At 38.6% G+C, this 15,135-nt stretch carries 23 protein-coding genes and 1 tRNA gene; 21 read left to right on the forward strand and 3 right to left on the reverse strand.

Annotated features, from left to right (window positions below):
• Window position 1 precedes the first annotated feature (1 nt).
• On the reverse strand, window positions 2-436 hold the full coding sequence (locus tag KJ678_02455) for a pyridoxamine 5'-phosphate oxidase family protein (protein ID MBU1017003.1): 435 nt from the start codon (window positions 434-436) through the stop codon (window positions 2-4).
• Between the two features lie 302 nt (window positions 437-738).
• Here KJ678_02455 and KJ678_02460 point away from each other — a divergent pair, with 302 nt between their 5' ends.
• On the forward strand, window positions 739-948 hold the full coding sequence (locus tag KJ678_02460; protein ID MBU1017004.1) for a hypothetical protein: 210 nt from the start codon (window positions 739-741) through the stop codon (window positions 946-948).
• A 347-nt stretch (window positions 949-1,295) separates the two neighbouring features.
• Here KJ678_02460 and KJ678_02465 read toward each other — a convergent pair whose 3' ends face one another.
• A complete protein-coding gene (locus KJ678_02465; GenBank protein ID MBU1017005.1) occupies window positions 1,296-1,517 on the reverse strand; it encodes a hypothetical protein in 222 nt (73 codons plus the stop codon).
• A gap of 91 nt (window positions 1,518-1,608) precedes the next feature.
• On the opposite strand from KJ678_02465, the gene KJ678_02470 reads away from it, so the two are divergent.
• Both KJ678_02470 and KJ678_02475 read left to right on the forward strand, forming a co-directional pair.
• Complete coding sequence (locus KJ678_02470; GenBank protein MBU1017006.1) at window positions 1,609-1,815, forward strand: helix-turn-helix domain-containing protein; 207 nt, start codon at window positions 1,609-1,611, stop codon at window positions 1,813-1,815.
• 17 nt (window positions 1,816-1,832) lie between these two features.
• Entirely contained in the window at window positions 1,833-2,663 is an 831-nt protein-coding gene (locus KJ678_02475) for a hypothetical protein (protein ID MBU1017007.1), read from the forward strand.
• A 332-nt stretch (window positions 2,664-2,995) separates the two neighbouring features.
• On the opposite strand, the gene KJ678_02480 is transcribed toward KJ678_02475, so the two are convergent.
• A tRNA-Leu gene (locus KJ678_02480) sits at window positions 2,996-3,087 on the reverse strand.
• Between the two features lie 216 nt (window positions 3,088-3,303).
• Between KJ678_02480 and KJ678_02485 the strand changes: the two genes are divergently transcribed.
• From KJ678_02485 to rplM, 18 genes are all read left to right on the forward strand, one after another.
• Window positions 3,304-4,416 carry a hypothetical protein gene (locus KJ678_02485; GenBank protein ID MBU1017008.1) on the forward strand — a complete coding sequence of 371 codons (1,113 nt, stop codon included), beginning with the start codon at window positions 3,304-3,306 and terminating at the stop codon, window positions 4,414-4,416.
• Window positions 4,417-4,441: 25 nt separating this feature from the next.
• Window positions 4,442-5,776, forward strand: a complete 1,335-nt coding sequence (aspS, locus tag KJ678_02490; protein ID MBU1017009.1) for an aspartate--tRNA(Asn) ligase — start codon at window positions 4,442-4,444, stop codon at window positions 5,774-5,776.
• On the forward strand, window positions 5,763-6,728 hold the full coding sequence (locus KJ678_02495) for a hypothetical protein (GenBank protein MBU1017010.1): 966 nt from the start codon (window positions 5,763-5,765) through the stop codon (window positions 6,726-6,728). Before aspS ends, KJ678_02495 begins: the two co-directional genes overlap by 14 nt.
• A gap of 7 nt (window positions 6,729-6,735) precedes the next feature.
• Entirely contained in the window at window positions 6,736-8,019 is a 1,284-nt protein-coding gene (secY, locus tag KJ678_02500) for a preprotein translocase subunit SecY (GenBank protein MBU1017011.1), read from the forward strand.
• A gap of 12 nt (window positions 8,020-8,031) precedes the next feature.
• Window positions 8,032-8,880: a site-specific DNA-methyltransferase gene (locus KJ678_02505; protein ID MBU1017012.1), complete on the forward strand. Its 849-nt coding sequence runs from the start codon at window positions 8,032-8,034 to the stop codon at window positions 8,878-8,880.
• Window positions 8,877-9,620 (forward strand): cytosolic protein, encoded by a 744-nt coding sequence (locus KJ678_02510; protein ID MBU1017013.1) that lies wholly within the window; start codon window positions 8,877-8,879, stop codon window positions 9,618-9,620. The genes KJ678_02505 and KJ678_02510 overlap by 4 nt, the downstream gene beginning before the upstream one ends.
• Window positions 9,617-9,829 (forward strand): hypothetical protein, encoded by a 213-nt coding sequence (locus tag KJ678_02515; protein MBU1017014.1) that lies wholly within the window; start codon window positions 9,617-9,619, stop codon window positions 9,827-9,829. Before KJ678_02510 ends, KJ678_02515 begins: the two co-directional genes overlap by 4 nt.
• A 62-nt stretch (window positions 9,830-9,891) precedes the next feature.
• Window positions 9,892-10,194 (forward strand): YbaB/EbfC family nucleoid-associated protein, encoded by a 303-nt coding sequence (locus KJ678_02520; GenBank protein MBU1017015.1) that lies wholly within the window; start codon window positions 9,892-9,894, stop codon window positions 10,192-10,194.
• Between the two features lie 4 nt (window positions 10,195-10,198).
• Window positions 10,199-10,729 (forward strand): nucleoside monophosphate kinase, encoded by a 531-nt coding sequence (locus tag KJ678_02525; protein ID MBU1017016.1) that lies wholly within the window; start codon window positions 10,199-10,201, stop codon window positions 10,727-10,729.
• Window positions 10,726-11,517, forward strand: coding sequence for a type I methionyl aminopeptidase (gene map, locus KJ678_02530; GenBank protein MBU1017017.1), 792 nt, complete (start codon window positions 10,726-10,728; stop codon window positions 11,515-11,517). Before KJ678_02525 ends, map begins: the two co-directional genes overlap by 4 nt.
• A 35-nt stretch (window positions 11,518-11,552) precedes the next feature.
• Complete coding sequence (infA, locus tag KJ678_02535; GenBank protein MBU1017018.1) at window positions 11,553-11,771, forward strand: translation initiation factor IF-1; 219 nt, start codon at window positions 11,553-11,555, stop codon at window positions 11,769-11,771.
• 9 nt (window positions 11,772-11,780) lie between these two features.
• The gene (gene rpmJ, locus KJ678_02540; protein MBU1017019.1) at window positions 11,781-11,897 is read left to right on the forward strand and encodes a 50S ribosomal protein L36; all 117 of its coding nucleotides are present in this window, start codon (window positions 11,781-11,783) and stop codon (window positions 11,895-11,897) included.
• 5 nt (window positions 11,898-11,902) lie between these two features.
• Window positions 11,903-12,289, forward strand: a complete 387-nt coding sequence (gene rpsM, locus KJ678_02545) for a 30S ribosomal protein S13 (protein MBU1017020.1) — start codon at window positions 11,903-11,905, stop codon at window positions 12,287-12,289.
• A gap of 6 nt (window positions 12,290-12,295) precedes the next feature.
• Window positions 12,296-12,691 carry a 30S ribosomal protein S11 gene (rpsK, locus tag KJ678_02550; GenBank protein MBU1017021.1) on the forward strand — a complete coding sequence of 132 codons (396 nt, stop codon included), beginning with the start codon at window positions 12,296-12,298 and terminating at the stop codon, window positions 12,689-12,691.
• Window positions 12,692-12,693: 2 nt separating this feature from the next.
• Entirely contained in the window at window positions 12,694-13,299 is a 606-nt protein-coding gene (gene rpsD / locus KJ678_02555) for a 30S ribosomal protein S4 (protein MBU1017022.1), read from the forward strand.
• Window positions 13,300-13,356: 57 nt separating this feature from the next.
• Window positions 13,357-14,283 (forward strand): DNA-directed RNA polymerase subunit alpha, encoded by a 927-nt coding sequence (locus tag KJ678_02560; protein MBU1017023.1) that lies wholly within the window; start codon window positions 13,357-13,359, stop codon window positions 14,281-14,283.
• A 5-nt stretch (window positions 14,284-14,288) separates the two neighbouring features.
• Window positions 14,289-14,717, forward strand: a complete 429-nt coding sequence (gene rplQ, locus KJ678_02565) for a 50S ribosomal protein L17 (protein ID MBU1017024.1) — start codon at window positions 14,289-14,291, stop codon at window positions 14,715-14,717.
• Complete coding sequence (gene rplM / locus KJ678_02570) at window positions 14,714-15,133, forward strand: 50S ribosomal protein L13 (GenBank protein ID MBU1017025.1); 420 nt, start codon at window positions 14,714-14,716, stop codon at window positions 15,131-15,133. Before rplQ ends, rplM begins: the two co-directional genes overlap by 4 nt.
• The last annotated feature ends 2 nt before the right edge of the window (window positions 15,134-15,135 follow it).

The raw sequence follows: 15,135 nt of genomic DNA on the forward strand, positions 1-15,135 counted from the left end.
TTTAATTTTTAACCACTTCAACCACCATTGGTTCTTTGGTGAAGTCAGAATAGCAAACCCGAGTCGATTTAACGGTAAAATAAACTTCCTCTGGATTTTTATCTGGGCCCAAGTAATACCCTTCCCATTCCGGATGTTGTCCGACAATGAAGTTTCGAGCGTTAATCGCGTCCTCGCCTTTTAAAACCGTGACCTTACCGTCAATTTGCACGGTCGGAAGATTGTTTGCGATCCCAACGACGATTGCCGCTCGCGGATTAACCAGCAAGTTTTTGTATTTGCGTGCCTTGTTCGATGTTTCGAGGTAAAAAACCATCTTGTCGTCAATGGCGTAAGCCATCGTTGCCGCAATTGGTTTCCCGGATTCATTAACAGTTGCCACAACACAAAGGTCATTATTTTTGAGAAATTTTAAGACATCTTCTTTAGTAATTATTCTCTATCACCACCTTTCGTTGAACTGATTTTACTGCACTTTTTATGTTGTTTGGAAGAGAATAAAACAATATATCCAGCAAGGAACAGAGACGCAAACGCTAAAATTACGATAGCAGGATTGGCATTAGTAAGCATAATAAATTATCTCTTTCTAAATAAAATATAAGTTAATATAACAAAGATTGCGCTTGCTATAACGGCCATAAAGTATGTGTCTGAAAATGTAGATGTGTTCATCTGGCCTCCCTTGCGAATAGCAACGATAAATTAAGAAATAGATAAGAAAGTCCAAACCCGGAAATGAGAAAAAGCATTTTTTCCACGGCGAATGTTTTGGAAAAAAAGGGAGCTACGATGCCTCCTGTAAACCAAGCTACCGAGATATTATTAAAAAAATCCGAAAGGACATTATATTCTCCTCTAGTTAGGATTCTCATTAAGATTATATTAAACACTTTTAGAATTTTCCGCAAGTTTTTAATTCATAAGGGTTTAACCCTGTTTAGATAATTTGAGTCCGCAGATAAATTCATATGTAGGTCCTGCGACAAATCCCCAACTAAAACCCCACATCAATTCTTCAATAGGCGCGCCGAGGAAAAAGATGCCAGAAAGGTTTTCGAGGAGCTACCACTTTTGGATAATTCCGTCAAAAATATTGCAAAATATTAAATAAAAGATAAGCATAAGGACTCCAACAAATATCCCGCTGAATAAAGCGTCCTTAAAGAGATCGTGTCGAAGTAAGAGTATGAAAATCCCGATTAATAAAAACCCCATCGTGGAAATATAGATGGAATTAAAACCCAAAACTATATTGCCAACAAACATCCAAGTTATTCCGAAAATTGCGGACATTAACATATATTTTGGACGCGCGGATACACATCTTTTTGTATATTTTTTCTAAAAGACACTTCATATATCACTGCGGCAATTCCTCCAATAGTAAAAGCAAAAAATAGATCTTCTATTCCAAAGCTTCTCCCAGTAAGAATTTTTGGTTGCCAGTAATCGCGCAAATAAAACAATTCGGATAGAGGTCCCATTGGGGCGATAACAAGGGACATAATTAACATCTCTTTTCGCAGATCTCGCCGCTATCATATGGAACTATAATACCATATAGAATTAGAAAGCCACAACTGCTATGATGTGGATATCTTAAATATGAATCAAATTTCCAAAAAACTAGGGCGAAATATCAAGCGCATACGGGTTCTCCATAAGATGTCGCAAGGCGACATCTGCCGAGCGCTTGATATGGATAGAAGTTATATGAGCGCGATTGAGAATGGCAAGAAAAATATCACTATTTCCCAATTAGATAGATTAGCGCAAGCGCTTGGCATTTCGGTTGATAAATTATTAAAATAAGAGTATTGTTTAAACAGATGAAAAACTCACAAAAAGGTTTTATCGTGCCATTACTTCTCGTGATTATTGCGGTGTTGGTAGTCGGAGGCGGTGTTTATATTTACGAAAATAAAAAGATAGAAGCACCTGTTGTCATTGATACTGAAACAGAGTCATCAAATCAAGATCAGCAAAAGACAGATACGAAAACTCCCAGCCAAACTCCAACCCCTTCTCCAATCCAACCTTCAACTAAAAACCCTACATTAAGTAATAATTGTGAAAATTTAGTTACTTACAGTGCAAAAGCATATCAAGATGGCTGGGAAAAAACATTCAAGAAAGAAAATAATCTTTCCGACTCAGAATTTAATGCTTATATTACTGTTAGTTCTGTATCATTGAGACCACTAGGACTTACTTGTGAATTAGAGATAAGATATGCAGTAAAGAAAGATTGGTTGCTAGTGAATCAAATAGACAGCATGACGCTTGGTGTTCCGCCAACTATTTCGCCTAGCAATCTTCCTCTTGAGAGCGACCCAACACAATCTGGACGAATAGGAGTATCAACAGTAAATCTTCACGACTCGTTGTCTTTCAAGAGCCAAACCCAAGCCCTTAACTATTATGTAAGTGCGTATAATCTGAAAGGTACTGGTGCCAAAATTCAGCAACAAGGTTTCCAAAATTTCTGGAATAAAGAAAGTGCAGAAAAATCCGGTTATCCTTTCGCTGGCGAAGGTGGCGAAGCATTTATATCGGTGTCAGGTACTATCAACCAAAGTCAAAACAAATGCTATCGTGGCGAGTTGTCTCTTGTAACCAAGGAAACAACATACCATGATATGCCATGTTGGATTAACTAAGGAAAAACTTTAAGTTTTTCCTGATTCAAGGGAGCAATCCCCGCCGTTTTATAATGTCTCCTAAAAACGGCGGGGATTTGTGCGCGCACAGGGCGGGCGGGGCAAGCACATATAGATTTGTTTGTGCCTAGCACAATCCATATTTTGAGTTACCACTACCAGTCATCGAAGCCACAGAGTTTAGAGCCACCACAGAACGCCGAGAGGAAGCGCCTCGTATCGCCGTGAGGACGGAGAAATGAACAACTCCAAAGAACCATAAATGATATAATACAAATGTTCATTTTGTAGTCTGAAACGGCGAAGCAAAACCAAAAATTTCCTTTTCTTATTGGTGCCGAAGGTGGGACTTGAACCCACATCCCGATTTTTAGTTGGGACACGGTTCTGAACCGTGCGCGTCTGCCAATTCCGCCACTTCGGCAAGAGATGAGCTGTTTGCGAATCCTTGCCCGAGAGGTCTTTGTAGCTTTAGCGAAAGAGACCACTTCGGCATTTCTTAATTTCTACCATTTTTTAAGGTAAAATAGAAGATATGCGTATTTGGAAATGGCGGGGGAAAAAACATAAAAATAGAGCACTTGTCCTTTTTGGGCTACTACTATCCTTTCTGATTTTATTATTTTCGGGAATAGTTGCTATGAAAAACCGTTCTTTTCGTCCTTTGGAAGAAAGATATCATCCTGTTGAAGAGTTAGTATCCCAAATAAACTATTCAAAAATAAAATTTGAGGGGTCAAAAACTTGCGTTTCCACAAGCTACAATACCAATTTGGGGAATGTTCAAGATATTATTGGTTACCAAAACAATAAATTCGGACTTTATATTTACGCGGAAGAAGATTATGTGGAACTTGCCGGCGACCTTGTAAATTCTAACGGCGGAGATTGGGGATATGTTCTTATTCCTATAAATGTTAGAGACTACGATGGCGGTAAATGGAGAGAGGTTTTTAGAAAACTTAACGAAAAACATTTAATTCCAATTTTGCAATTATGGGATTTGTCCAAAGAAGACGAAGAAGGACAACTAAAAGAATGCGCGCAACTTTTAGATTCCTTAGAGTGGCCTATTAAGAAAAGATTTGTAAGTGTTTTTAACGAGCCAAACGACTCGCGATTTTGGAGAGAGGGGGCGGACCCTAGCGAGTACGCGGAGGTGTTAGACAAAACTATAGCCATATTTAAAAATCAAAATGAAAACTTTTTTATGTTAAACGGCGCTTTTAACTCTTCCGCTAGAAATGGAGATGGGTACATTGACGAGGAAGAATTTATTATCGCAATGAACAAAGCCGTTCCCGGGATTTTTAATAAACTGGACGGGTGGGCAAGCCACCCTTACCCCCAACCTGCTTATAGAGGGAGCCCATTTTCGATTGGGCGTGACAGCATAAAGGCTTATGATTGGGAATTAAATTTACTCAATAAACTATTTGGAGTAAATAATTTGCCCGTATTTATAACCGAGACTGGTTGGGCACACCGCGAAGGTATTATTTACAATGACAATTTTTTGAGCCAAGATGTTGTGGCAAGCTATTTTGTAAAAGCCTTTAAAGAAGTTTGGGGACCGGATACCCGTGTTGTAGCGGTTACCCCATTTACTATTAGGTACAATCCCCCCTTTGACCATTTCTCGTGGATAGATTTTAACGAGAACTTTTATCCTCAATTTAGGGCGGTGCAATCTTTGCCAAAAATAAAAGGCTTGCCTCCTTACTTAATCAAAAAAGAGGTTGTGTGTGAATAGATATTTGTTATAGAATATGTCCATAATGGAACGAACATTAATTATAGACTCTTTCCAAAAACTAAATGAAAAAGTTATTATTAAAGGTTGGGTTTCTGCAATTAGGGACCACGGAAAAATAAAATTTGTGGATATTTCCGACCGAAGTGGCATCTTGCAAACAGTTTTATCCTCCGAAAAAGAAGTTTCTATGGGCGATGTTTTAAAAGTTTTGGGAACCATTAAAAAAAGACCCGAAAAAATGGTTAATACCAAAATCGTTACAGGTACGGTGGAACTTGAAATAGAAAAATTGGAAGTGTTGGAGAAAGCGGGGGAATTTCCTTTTGATATGGGGGATGCTGATTTAAAAGTGTCTTTAGAAATTTTGTTGGATTATCGTCCGCTTACTTTAAAACACCCCAAAACAAAAGCGATTTTTAAAGTTCAGGAAACAATCGTCCATTCTTTTAGAGAAACTCTTAAATCTCTTGGGTTTACGGAAATTTTTGTTCCCACGCTTGTTCCTTGCGCCACCGAGGGGGGCGCCGAAGTTTTTAAGGTGGATTATTACGATGGAAAAGCGTACCTTGCGCAAAGTCCTCAACTTTACAAGCAAATTATGGTGGGGGTTTTTGAAAGAGTGTTTACCATAGCTCACGCTTATAGGGCGGAGCCTAGCGTTACTACGCGACATATGAGTGAATATGTGTCTTTAGATTGCGAAATGGGGTTCATAGAAAGTTTTTCGGATATTTTGGATGTGGTGGAAATTGTGGTTAAAGGAATTTTTAAAAGTTTAAACAACACTTGTCTAAAAGAGCTTGCGCTTTACAATGCCAAAACTCCCCTTGTCTCGGAGAAAATTCCAAGAATAAAAATGAGAGAAGCGCAAGAAATTATTCTTAAAAGAACCGGGCGAGATAACACAAAAGAACCTGATTTAAGTCCTGAGGACGAAAAAGAAATTTGCCAGTATTCAAAAGAAAAATATCAGTCGGAACTTATTTTCATAACTCACTACCCTACCAAGAAAAGACCGTTTTACACCTACCCAAGCGACGACGACCCTGAATATACAGACAGCTTTGACCTTTTGGGCAGAGGTCTTGAGTGGATTACCGGCGGAAGAAGAATAAACAATTACAATAAGTTATTGGATAACATTAAAAAATGGGGCAATAAAAAAGAGGATTTTGAGATTTATTTACAGGCTTTTAAGTACGGTATGCCCCCCGAAGGCGGTTTTGCGGTTGGCGCCGAACGGGTTACTATGCAGGTATTGGGACTTAAAAATATTAGAGAGGCATCGCTCTTTCCCCGAGATATGCAAAGGGTGGATATAAAAATTTCCAAGGAGAAAAAGGATGGCGCGAAATAAATCTAAAATATCCATATTTAGCCTTTTTCTAATTGTCTTATCTTTAGGAGTTTTTTTATACGCGCTTTATTTTCGCTATACCCACCCGGTTAAAAAATTTAACCCGCCTTTAACAGTACAAGAAGAGCCTAAAGAAAACCTTACCGAAACTGTAGTTTTGGGTGAAAAAACGGAAGATTCTCCCGCGCCAGTTAAAAAAGAAACCCCCCCAGTTCCTAAAGTTACCGCGTTGTCTTACATTGTTTACGATGTAATGCAAGACAAAATAGTAGCGGATAAATACCCCGACCTTATTCTTCCTCCCGCTTCCACTACTAAATTAATGACGGCGTTAGTGGCTTTGGACGAATACTCTATTGAAGATGTTTTGCCTATACCAAAAGATTGTCTAAAACTTCCGGGAACGCAGGCGTATCTGTTAGACGGAGATTTTTTATCAGTGGAGAGTTTACTTTATGCTCTTTTGCTTCCTTCAGGATCCGATGCGGCTTGTGTTTTGGCGCAGGGACATAATAACCCTTCGGATTTTTTGGCTAAAATGAACAAAAAAGCGGAGGGAATGGGTTTAACGCACACCCGTTTTGACAATGTGATAGGGCTGGACAGCGATAATGGAAACCAACTTTCTACAGCGTCCGATTTGCTGATTATTGCAAGAGAGGTATGGAAAAACCCGGAGCTGATGAAAATTGTGGGTACAAGATATTATAAAGCGCCGTCCCACGATTCCAGCAAGACCTATACGATTAGAAATACTAATGAGTTGTTGTTCTCGCTTCCGGGAACGGTGGGTATGAAAACGGGTACTACGGAAAAAGCGGGAGAGTGTTTAATCTATGCTTATGCGAACACCAGCAAGGATAAAAAAGTAATTATTATAGTTATGGGCAGTAGCGAGGGGTCCCGCTTTACTGACACAAAAAACCTTTTAGATTGGTATTTAGCGTTGTGAACTATCTATGATTAAAGTTATAGAGAATTATTCAAATATACTGAAATCGCCGGAATTGAGAAAAAAACTTCTGGTCACACTGCTTATCTTTGGTATTTTTAGGATTTTGGCGCATATTCCCGTTCCGGGGGTTAATGTTTCGGGGATAAAAGAATTTTTTGCGTCAAGCCAGCTTTTGGGTCTTTTAGATATTTTTAGCGGCGGGGGGATGCAAAATTTTTCGGTGGTTACTTTGGGGTTAAACCCCTATATTAACGCATCCATAATTTTTCAGCTTTTAACTATGGCAATACCTCAACTGGAGGAGTTGTCAAAAGAAGGAGAGAGTGGAAGGCAGAAAATTAATCAATACACCAGGCTTGTGAGCGTGCCTCTTTGCGTTTTGCAAGCTTATGGAATGTATTTCTTCCTGCATTCTCAAAAAATAGTTCCGAGTTTGGATATCTTTTCAATAGCTATTTTGGTTATTACTATGACGGCGGGTTCTGTTTTATTGATGTGGCTTGGGGAGCTGGTTGGCGAGTATGGGCTGGGTAACGGCATATCTCTCTTGATTTTTGCGGGAATAGTTTCAAGATTGCCTTCTTCTATTGGAAGAACAGCGGTATCCACAACGGGAGATGGGGCCCTTAACCTTACATTGTTTTTTGTTTTGGCGCTTGTGGTTATTGCCGGTATAGTTTTTGTAAATGAGGCAACGAGAAATATCCCTATCCAATACGCCCGTCTTGTAAAAAAAGGTTCGTCAGGATATGGGTCTTCTACCTATTTGCCTTTAAGAATAAATCAAGCGGGGGTTATACCTATTATATTTGCGGTGTCTTTGGTTTTGCTCCCCTCCGTTTTGGGAAATTATCTGCAAGGAGTTAATAATTCAACCATAAGCGGGATGGCTAAGTTTTTAACTTATAACTTTCAGCCAAACAGCATTCTTTATAATGTTTTATATTTTGCGTTGGTTGTGGGGTTTACCTATTTTTATACTGCGGTTACTTTTAATCCCGAAAAAGTTGCCGACGAGATTAAAAAGAACGGCGGGTTTGTGCCGGGAATTCGTCCTGGAAGAGCCACTTCGGAATATCTAAATGTTATTTTAACCAGAATAACTTTGCCCTCGGCGGTGTTTTTGGGATTAATTGCCATTTTGCCTGCGGTTATGCAATCGGTAACGGGAATATCCACTTTAAGCATTGGCGGAACGAGTGTTTTGATTGTGGTGCAAGTTGTTCTTGAAACTATGAAACAAGTAGAATCCCAACTTGTTATGAGGGATTATGAAGGTTTTTTGTGATAGAATACAATTATGGACGATATAACGACAACAATATTGCTTGGCGACTCGCAAGAAGTGTTGGAAACCTTGAGCGAAGACTCAATTGATTTGATTATAACCTCCCCACCGTATGCCGATAGACGAAAAAATACTTATGGGGGTATAGCGCCAAAAAAATATGTTGAATGGTTTTTGCCAATAAGTGAACAATTACTGCGGGTTTTGAAACCAACAGGAACATTTATTTTGAACATTAAAGAAAAGGCGGAAAACGGGGAGCGCACTACTTATGTTCTTGAACTTATTTTGGCTTTACGAAAACAGGGTTGGTTGTGGACAGAGGAATTTATTTGGCATAAAAAAAATTGCTATCCGGGTAAGTGGCCAAATCGTTTTCGCGACGCGTGGGAACGAATGCTCCAGTTTAATAAGACCCGAGATTTCAATATGTATCAAGAAGCGGTTATGGTGCCAATTGGTGATTGGGCGAATGGGCGGCTGAAAAATTTAAGCGAAATTGATAAAATACGGGACGATTCTAAAAGTGGTAGTGGGTTTGGCAAGAACATATCCAACTGGTTAAAGCGAAGCATGGTATATCCGACCAATGTTTTACAATTTGCTACTGTTTGCAATAACAAAAAGCACAGCGCTGCTTTTCCAGAAGAATTGCCGGAATGGTTCATTAAACTTTTTACTCAAGAAAACGATTGGATTTTAGATCCATTTTTGGGATCTGGTACAACATCGGAGGTAGCGCAAAGGATGAGACGCAACTCAATAGGCATTGAAATAATACCTGAGTATGTAGAGATGTTCAAAGAAAAAATAACTCAAAAAGAACCATCTTTAATTAGTCATAATAAAATTATCGTATGAAAGAATTAGATTTGCAACAAATTTATGAATATGTAGAAAAACACATCTCAATCTTTCATCAGAGGAGATTGGATTATGTGCAAAATAGGGTCGACCTGCTCAAAATTTTGAAGCAGAAAAATCCTTATCTTTTCAAAGCCAAAAATATCCTTACCGCACAAGATTTGATTAAGGGGTTTTTGGACGCTTTTTTACAATCACAAGAGGAAACTTTATTTGGGGATTTTATTGAAGGGTTGGCGATTTTTGTTTGTGATAAAGTATTTGGCGCAAAAAAATCAGAATTGACGGGTGTTGATTTGGAATTTGAGAAAAATGGAACTATATATATTGTTGAAATTAAAGCTGGTTGGAATTGGGGTAATTCAAGTCAAATCAGACAACTACGGATCAATTTCGAAACCGCGAAAAAAGCAATACGGGTCAAAACTAGTAAAGAAATAGTTGCAATTAATGGATGTTGCTTTGGCAGAGACAACAAACCAGATAAAGGTGATTATTTAAAACTGTGCGGGCAACGCTTCTGGGAATTTATTTCTGGGAGCAAGGAATTATACATAAACATTATTGAGCCTATTGGGTATGAAGCAAAAGAAAAAAATGAAGAATTTATGGAAAATTACGCTTGTATTATAAATAAACTTACGCTTGAATTTTCACAGCAATTTTGTGATGATGGGAAAATTAATTGGGCAAAATTGGTAGAGTATAATTCGGGTTTTGAGAAAATAAAAGTATGAATAATGAGCAAAACAAGGAGATAATTTATTCCATAACAGTTGAGGATTTACAAGATGAAGCTATTTGCCGAATCGGCAGAAAATTAACAGACGATGAATTATACACCGCAAAGAAATGTATTGAGTGGGGGTTGTCATCTGTTATTGATATAACTATGAAAGCCGCGATTGAGGAAGCGGTTGCACAAGACCGCAAAGCCGAACATTGATATTCTTACAAAATCAAAATTCTCACAATGACGAACGAGAAAGTTACTTTGTGATGAAATGGATGGAACAGATTAGTAAAAAGGGGGTGTTTTTTATGTTTAATCCGGGAAAAATTAAAGATTTATACAACTTAAAAAAACAAGCCGACGAGATGAAGCGCGAGATGGAAAAGATTGTGGTAGAAGTGGAAGAAAAGGGTGTAAAAATAGTAATGCAAGGCGACCAGAAAGTTGTTAGTGTTATGGTGGATGGGGAAGATAGCCCCAAATTAAAAGACGTTTTTAACAAAGCTGTAAAAGAGAGTCAGAAAAAGACCGCCAAAAAAATGCAAGGCAGGCTTTCGGATTTGGGTTTGGGGTTTTAAGAATATGAAGATTATTATTATGGGCCCGCAGGGTTGTGGGAAATCTACTCAAGCGGAAAAAATTTCCGAAAAACTTAATATTCCGCATATTTCAACTGGTGACATTTTTAGAAAGCTGGAAAAAAGCAAAAGCCCTTTAGGAATTAGGGTTTTTAAGGAGATGTTGTCTGGAAAACTAGTTTCCGATGATGACACTATGCTTGTTATAAAAAGGGAATTGTCCCAACAAAAATACAAAAACGGTTTTATCATAGACGGGTTTCCGAGAAATGTGTATCAAGCAAAACATTCTCCATTTAAGCCGGATATAATTTTGTATTTAAAAGTTTCCAAAGAAGTGTCCTTTGCGCGTTTAATTGAAAGGAAAAGGGAAGACGATACCCCCAAGGTTATAAAAACGAGATTGTCGGAATATTACAAAAACACCACCCCTGTTCTTGACTACTACGAAAAAACGGGAGTTCTAAGAACTTTTAACGGTGAACAGGAAATTGAGGGTTTATATCGGGAGTTAATCAAAGAGCTGGCGAGATGATAATAATAAAAACTCCTTTAGAAATAGATAAAATGCGAAAAAGCGGATTTTTGGCGGCTACCGTTATGAAAAGGACTTTGGGATTTATTCATCCGCACCTTACCACAATGCAGGTGGACAAATTTATAAAGTCCCAAATAAAATCTTTTCACGCTTTGCCTTCCTTTATAGGGCAAGATGGCTATGAGTTTTCTTCTTGTATAAGCGTAAATGAAGAGGTAGTTCATGGTTTGCCTTCGGAAAGAAAAATTAAAAAAGGTGATTTAGTGTCTATAGATTTGGGGGTTTTGTATGATGGCTATCATTCGGATATGTGTGGAACTTTGGAAGTAGGCGTTGGTAAGCTTTTATTGCCGTGTAAAGGGTCAAAGGAGAGTTGGGAGTTGGAAAGGTGTCAAAACAAATTTTTAGAAGTGGGAATTAAAGCGTTAGACAGAGCAATTGAACAATGCAAACCGGGAAATTTTGTGGGAGATATCTCCTACGCTATGCAAAGAACAATTGAGGAAAACGGTTATTTTGTGGTCAGAGATTTGGTGGGGCATGGTATAGGAAAAAACTTGCATGAAGACCCGCAGGTGCCTTGTTTTGGAGAAGCAGGAAGGGGACCCAAGCTTATTGAGGGTATGGTTTTAGCCATTGAGGTAATGTACACTAAGGAAAATATTCCGCTTAAAGTGCTTTCGGATGGATGGACTTTTGCAACAAAGAACAAAAGTCTATCGGCTATGTTTGAGCACACGGGGGCTGTAACTAAAAATGGTTGTGAGGTGTTGACGAAACCCTGATTTATGTTAAAATACCCAGAGTTATACAAAACTATATGCAAAAACAGGGATTAATTGTTAAGGAAGGCATAGTGTTGGAGTCTTTGCCCAATGCTATGTTTAAGGCGCGTATGGAAGACGAGAGCGAAATTTTGGCTCAAATTTCAGGTAAAATGCGCAAATACCATATTAAGGTTCTTCCGGGCGATAAAATTAAAGTTGAAATGAGTATTTACGATACCAAAAGAGGACGGATCGTTTTTAGATATACTTAACAAAACAAAATGAAAGTAAGGGCTTCGGTAAAAACAATGTGCAGAAATTGTAAAATCGTTCGCCGGAAAGGCGTTGTTTTTGTTATTTGTTCTGCTAATCAAAAGCATAAGCAGAGACAAGGTTAATTAATATGCCAAGAATAGTGGGGATTGACATACCAAATGAAAAAACAATAGGCACGGCCTTAACTTATATTTATGGAATTGGCGATAAAGTTTCTTTAAAAATACTTTCTTTGGCAAAAATTGACCCTGCTACGCGCGCCAAGAATTTAACGGAGGAAGATACAGCTAAAATTAGGCAAGCAATAGAGGATTTGCAAGTTTCTATAGAAGGGGAACTAAAAAGAACGACAAGCCAGAATATTAAAAGGTTAATGGATATCCGTTGTTTTAGAGGTATTCGGCATCAAAGAAAGCTTCCGGTAAGAGGTCAAAACACCAGAACTAACGCAAGAACAAAAAGGGGAAAACGAGCAACTGTAGGCGGAATGAAGAAGATACTGCAAAAAACTTAATTTTATATGGAGAAAAAAAAAGTTAAAACAAGTAAAAAGAAAATAGCCAAAGTGATAACCGGGTCAGGAAGAGCTTATATTTTAGCCACTTTTAATAATACGGTTATTACCATTACCGATACAAAAGGAAATGTTATTTGTTGGGGGAGTTGCGGACATTCCGGATTTAAGGGAGCTCGTAAATCCACGCCTTATGCCGCTACCGTAGCGTGCGACAATGTTGGTAAAAAGGCTATTGAAAAAGGGGTTAGGGAAGTCGCTGTTTATATCAAAGGTCCTGGTATGGGGAGGATACCTTCTGTTAAGGCGTTAAAGGCGGCGGGTTTAAATATTACTTCTATTACGGATAAAACATCCACGCCCCATAATGGTTGCCGGCCCAGAAAGAGGAGGAGGATGTAATTATGACAAAAACTAGTCTTGGTCCGAAATGCAAATTGTGCAGGAGAGAAAGCGTGAAACTTTTTTTAAAGGGCAGTAGGTGCGTAAGCGATAAATGCGCTATGGTAAGACATACGGCGGTTCCCGGTCAACATGGAACGAGAAGAAGGAGAACATCCAACTACGGGGCGCATCTTAGAGAGAAACAAAAAGTTAAAAGGATTTATGGGGTTAGTGAGAGGCAGTTTAAAAATTATTACACCGCCGCCGCCAGAAAACAAGGGGTAACCGGTTCCTACTTATTACAGCTCCTTGAAAGGCGACTGGATAATGTGATATATAGACTTGGGCTTGCGGTAAGCAGAAGGCAGGCGCGGGTGTTGGTAAATCAAGGAAAATTTTTGCAAAATGGTAAACCTGTTAAAACCCCTTCCATTTTGGTTTTGGCAGGGGATACTATTAATATAAAAGAGGAGAAGGGTGTATTTGTTCAAGAAGACAGGGAGACTCCGCTTTGGCTTAAGTGGAACAAAAAATCAAAAGAGGGAACGGTGGTTGGACTGCCCGGTAGAGAGGACATTGACGCGGATATAGATGAACAATTGATAGTTGAGTTTTATTCAAGGTAATCCATCCCGATACTTTAAATATATTAAATTTAGAGTTTTTGGTGGATTATTTTTAGTATGTTTTTAACTTCGCAAGATTTGAAGATAAGAAAGGAAAAGGTAAGCAAAGCCTGCGCAAGAATAGTTATTGAACCCCTTTCTGCGGGGTATGCCAATACTTTAGGGAATTCCCTAAGAAGAATCCTCTTATCGTCCATAAAAGGAGCGGCGCCCACACAGGTAGAAATTGATGGTGTTTCGCATCAATTTACTTCTATAAAAGGAGTAAAGGAAGATGTTGTGGAGTTGACTTTAAATTTGAAAAGGTTGAGAGTTAAACTTTATTCGGACAAACCGGTTGTTTTAACTTTAGACCAAAAAGGACCCAAAAAAGTTAAGGCGTCTGATTTTGAATGTCCTTCGGATGCCGAAATAGTTAGCAAAGATTTGCATATAGCCACTTTGGCGGATGCTAAATCTTGTCTTAAATTATCTCTAGTTGTGGAACCGGGTTTTGGGTATGTGCCGGCGGAAGAAAGGCAAATATCAAAAATAGGAGTTATTGTTTTGGATAGCGTTTTTAGTCCCGTTAAATCGGTTAATTTTACGGTGGGGTCCACTCGTGTGGGGCATAAAAGCGGGTTGGATAAGCTTACTTTAGAAATTACCACTGACGAAACGGTGGACCCGTTTGTCGCTTTTAAGGACGCCGCCACCATATTGTCGGATTTTTTTAGCAGGCTTTCCACTGGCAAAGAAAGTGTTAAGGAGGAGCCTAAAGTTGAGGAGTCTTCTGCGCAAAACAGTCCCAACTACGAACCAAGTGATGTAATGATAGAAGAACTTCATTTGCCCACAAGAACCATAAACGCTCTTAGAAAGTCGGGTATTAAGACATTGGAAGATTTAACCAAATTGTCCAAGGACAACCTCTCCCAGATTAGGAATTTGGGTGAAAAATCTATAATTGAGATAGGAAAACTCTTGGAGAAAGAAGGGCTTTAAGAAAAATGAGGCATAGAGTTAAAAGAACGCATTTGAATAGGGATTATGATCATAGACGAGCTTTGCTTAAAAACCTTGTTAGGTCTTTTGTGATTAATGGTTTTATTAAAACCACAAAACCCAAAGCGGTATTTTTAAGACCAAAAGTGGAACGGTTAGTGAGATGGGCAAAAAAGGGGGATGTTAACGCAAGGAGAAAACTTTTGGCGGATATACCCGATGGCAAGATAGTATCCAAATTTATTGAAGACGCCAAAGTTTTTAAAGACAAGCAAGGTGGGTACACAAAAATGGTTAATTTAGGCACTCGCCTTGGGGACAGGGCTAGTATGGTTAAGTTGGAATGGTCAAAAATGCCAAAAAAAGAGGTATCTGTTAAAAAAGAGGAAGAAGTGGAGGGTAAAAAAATTAAAAAGGAAGTTAAAGACAAATGAAAGGACAAACAAAAGCGGTAAAAAAGAAGGATATAAAAGTGAAATGGCATTTAATTAATGCCGAGGGGTTTGTTATGGGAAGACTAGCTTCCGACATAGCTCAAATTTTGGCAGGAAAAAATAAAACCGATTTTTCGTTTAATCAAAATTGCGGAGATAAAGTGGTGGTTATTAATGTTTCCAAGATTGTTCTTTCGGGGGGCAAAGAAAAGAAGAAAAAGTATTATCGTCACACGGGTTTTATGGGGGGTTTAAAAGAGGAATCTTACGAAAAATTAGTTTTGAGAAAGCCTACCGAAGCTTTGTTTCGGGCTGTGAGAGGAATGCTTCCTGTTAACAGGTTAAGGAGGGAACGGCTTAACAATCTGTATTTATATGTTGATGAAAAGCATCCTCATACCAATATTAGTAAGTAATT

The sequence above is a fragment of the Patescibacteria group bacterium genome, assembly GCA_018817085.1.
In the GTDB taxonomy this organism is placed as follows: Bacteria; Patescibacteriota; WWE3; order CG2-30-40-12; family CG2-30-40-12; genus CG2-30-40-12.

What these genes read in the sequence shown, in the direction of transcription:
- rpsD (MBU1017022.1), top strand. Translation starts at nt 12,694, where the DNA reads ATGACAAAAACTAGTCTTGGTCCGAAATGCAAATTGTGCAGGAGAGAA.
- rpmJ (MBU1017019.1), top strand. Translation starts at nt 11,781, where the DNA reads ATGAAAGTAAGGGCTTCGGTAAAAACAATGTGCAGAAATTGTAAAATC.
- map (MBU1017017.1), top strand. Translation starts at nt 10,726, where the DNA reads ATGATAATAATAAAAACTCCTTTAGAAATAGATAAAATGCGAAAAAGC.
- KJ678_02505 (MBU1017012.1), top strand. Translation starts at nt 8,032, where the DNA reads ATGGACGATATAACGACAACAATATTGCTTGGCGACTCGCAAGAAGTG.
- aspS (MBU1017009.1), top strand. Translation starts at nt 4,442, where the DNA reads ATGGAACGAACATTAATTATAGACTCTTTCCAAAAACTAAATGAAAAA.
- secY (MBU1017011.1), top strand. Translation starts at nt 6,736, where the DNA reads ATGATTAAAGTTATAGAGAATTATTCAAATATACTGAAATCGCCGGAA.
- KJ678_02475 (MBU1017007.1), top strand. Translation starts at nt 1,833, where the DNA reads ATGAAAAACTCACAAAAAGGTTTTATCGTGCCATTACTTCTCGTGATT.
- rpsK (MBU1017021.1), top strand. Translation starts at nt 12,296, where the DNA reads ATGGAGAAAAAAAAAGTTAAAACAAGTAAAAAGAAAATAGCCAAAGTG.
- KJ678_02525 (MBU1017016.1), top strand. Translation starts at nt 10,199, where the DNA reads ATGAAGATTATTATTATGGGCCCGCAGGGTTGTGGGAAATCTACTCAA.
- KJ678_02520 (MBU1017015.1), top strand. Translation starts at nt 9,892, where the DNA reads ATGGAACAGATTAGTAAAAAGGGGGTGTTTTTTATGTTTAATCCGGGA.
- rplQ (MBU1017024.1), top strand. Translation starts at nt 14,289, where the DNA reads ATGAGGCATAGAGTTAAAAGAACGCATTTGAATAGGGATTATGATCAT.
- KJ678_02465 (MBU1017005.1), bottom strand. Translation starts at nt 1,517, where the DNA reads ATGTTAATTATGTCCCTTGTTATCGCCCCAATGGGACCTCTATCCGAA.
- rpsM (MBU1017020.1), top strand. Translation starts at nt 11,903, where the DNA reads ATGCCAAGAATAGTGGGGATTGACATACCAAATGAAAAAACAATAGGC.
- KJ678_02515 (MBU1017014.1), top strand. Translation starts at nt 9,617, where the DNA reads ATGAATAATGAGCAAAACAAGGAGATAATTTATTCCATAACAGTTGAG.
- KJ678_02560 (MBU1017023.1), top strand. Translation starts at nt 13,357, where the DNA reads ATGTTTTTAACTTCGCAAGATTTGAAGATAAGAAAGGAAAAGGTAAGC.
- infA (MBU1017018.1), top strand. Translation starts at nt 11,553, where the DNA reads ATGCAAAAACAGGGATTAATTGTTAAGGAAGGCATAGTGTTGGAGTCT.
- KJ678_02460 (MBU1017004.1), top strand. Translation starts at nt 739, where the DNA reads ATGAGAAAAAGCATTTTTTCCACGGCGAATGTTTTGGAAAAAAAGGGA.
- KJ678_02495 (MBU1017010.1), top strand. Translation starts at nt 5,763, where the DNA reads ATGGCGCGAAATAAATCTAAAATATCCATATTTAGCCTTTTTCTAATT.
- rplM (MBU1017025.1), top strand. Translation starts at nt 14,714, where the DNA reads ATGAAAGGACAAACAAAAGCGGTAAAAAAGAAGGATATAAAAGTGAAA.
- KJ678_02510 (MBU1017013.1), top strand. Translation starts at nt 8,877, where the DNA reads ATGAAAGAATTAGATTTGCAACAAATTTATGAATATGTAGAAAAACAC.
- KJ678_02470 (MBU1017006.1), top strand. Translation starts at nt 1,609, where the DNA reads ATGAATCAAATTTCCAAAAAACTAGGGCGAAATATCAAGCGCATACGG.
- KJ678_02485 (MBU1017008.1), top strand. Translation starts at nt 3,304, where the DNA reads ATGAAAAACCGTTCTTTTCGTCCTTTGGAAGAAAGATATCATCCTGTT.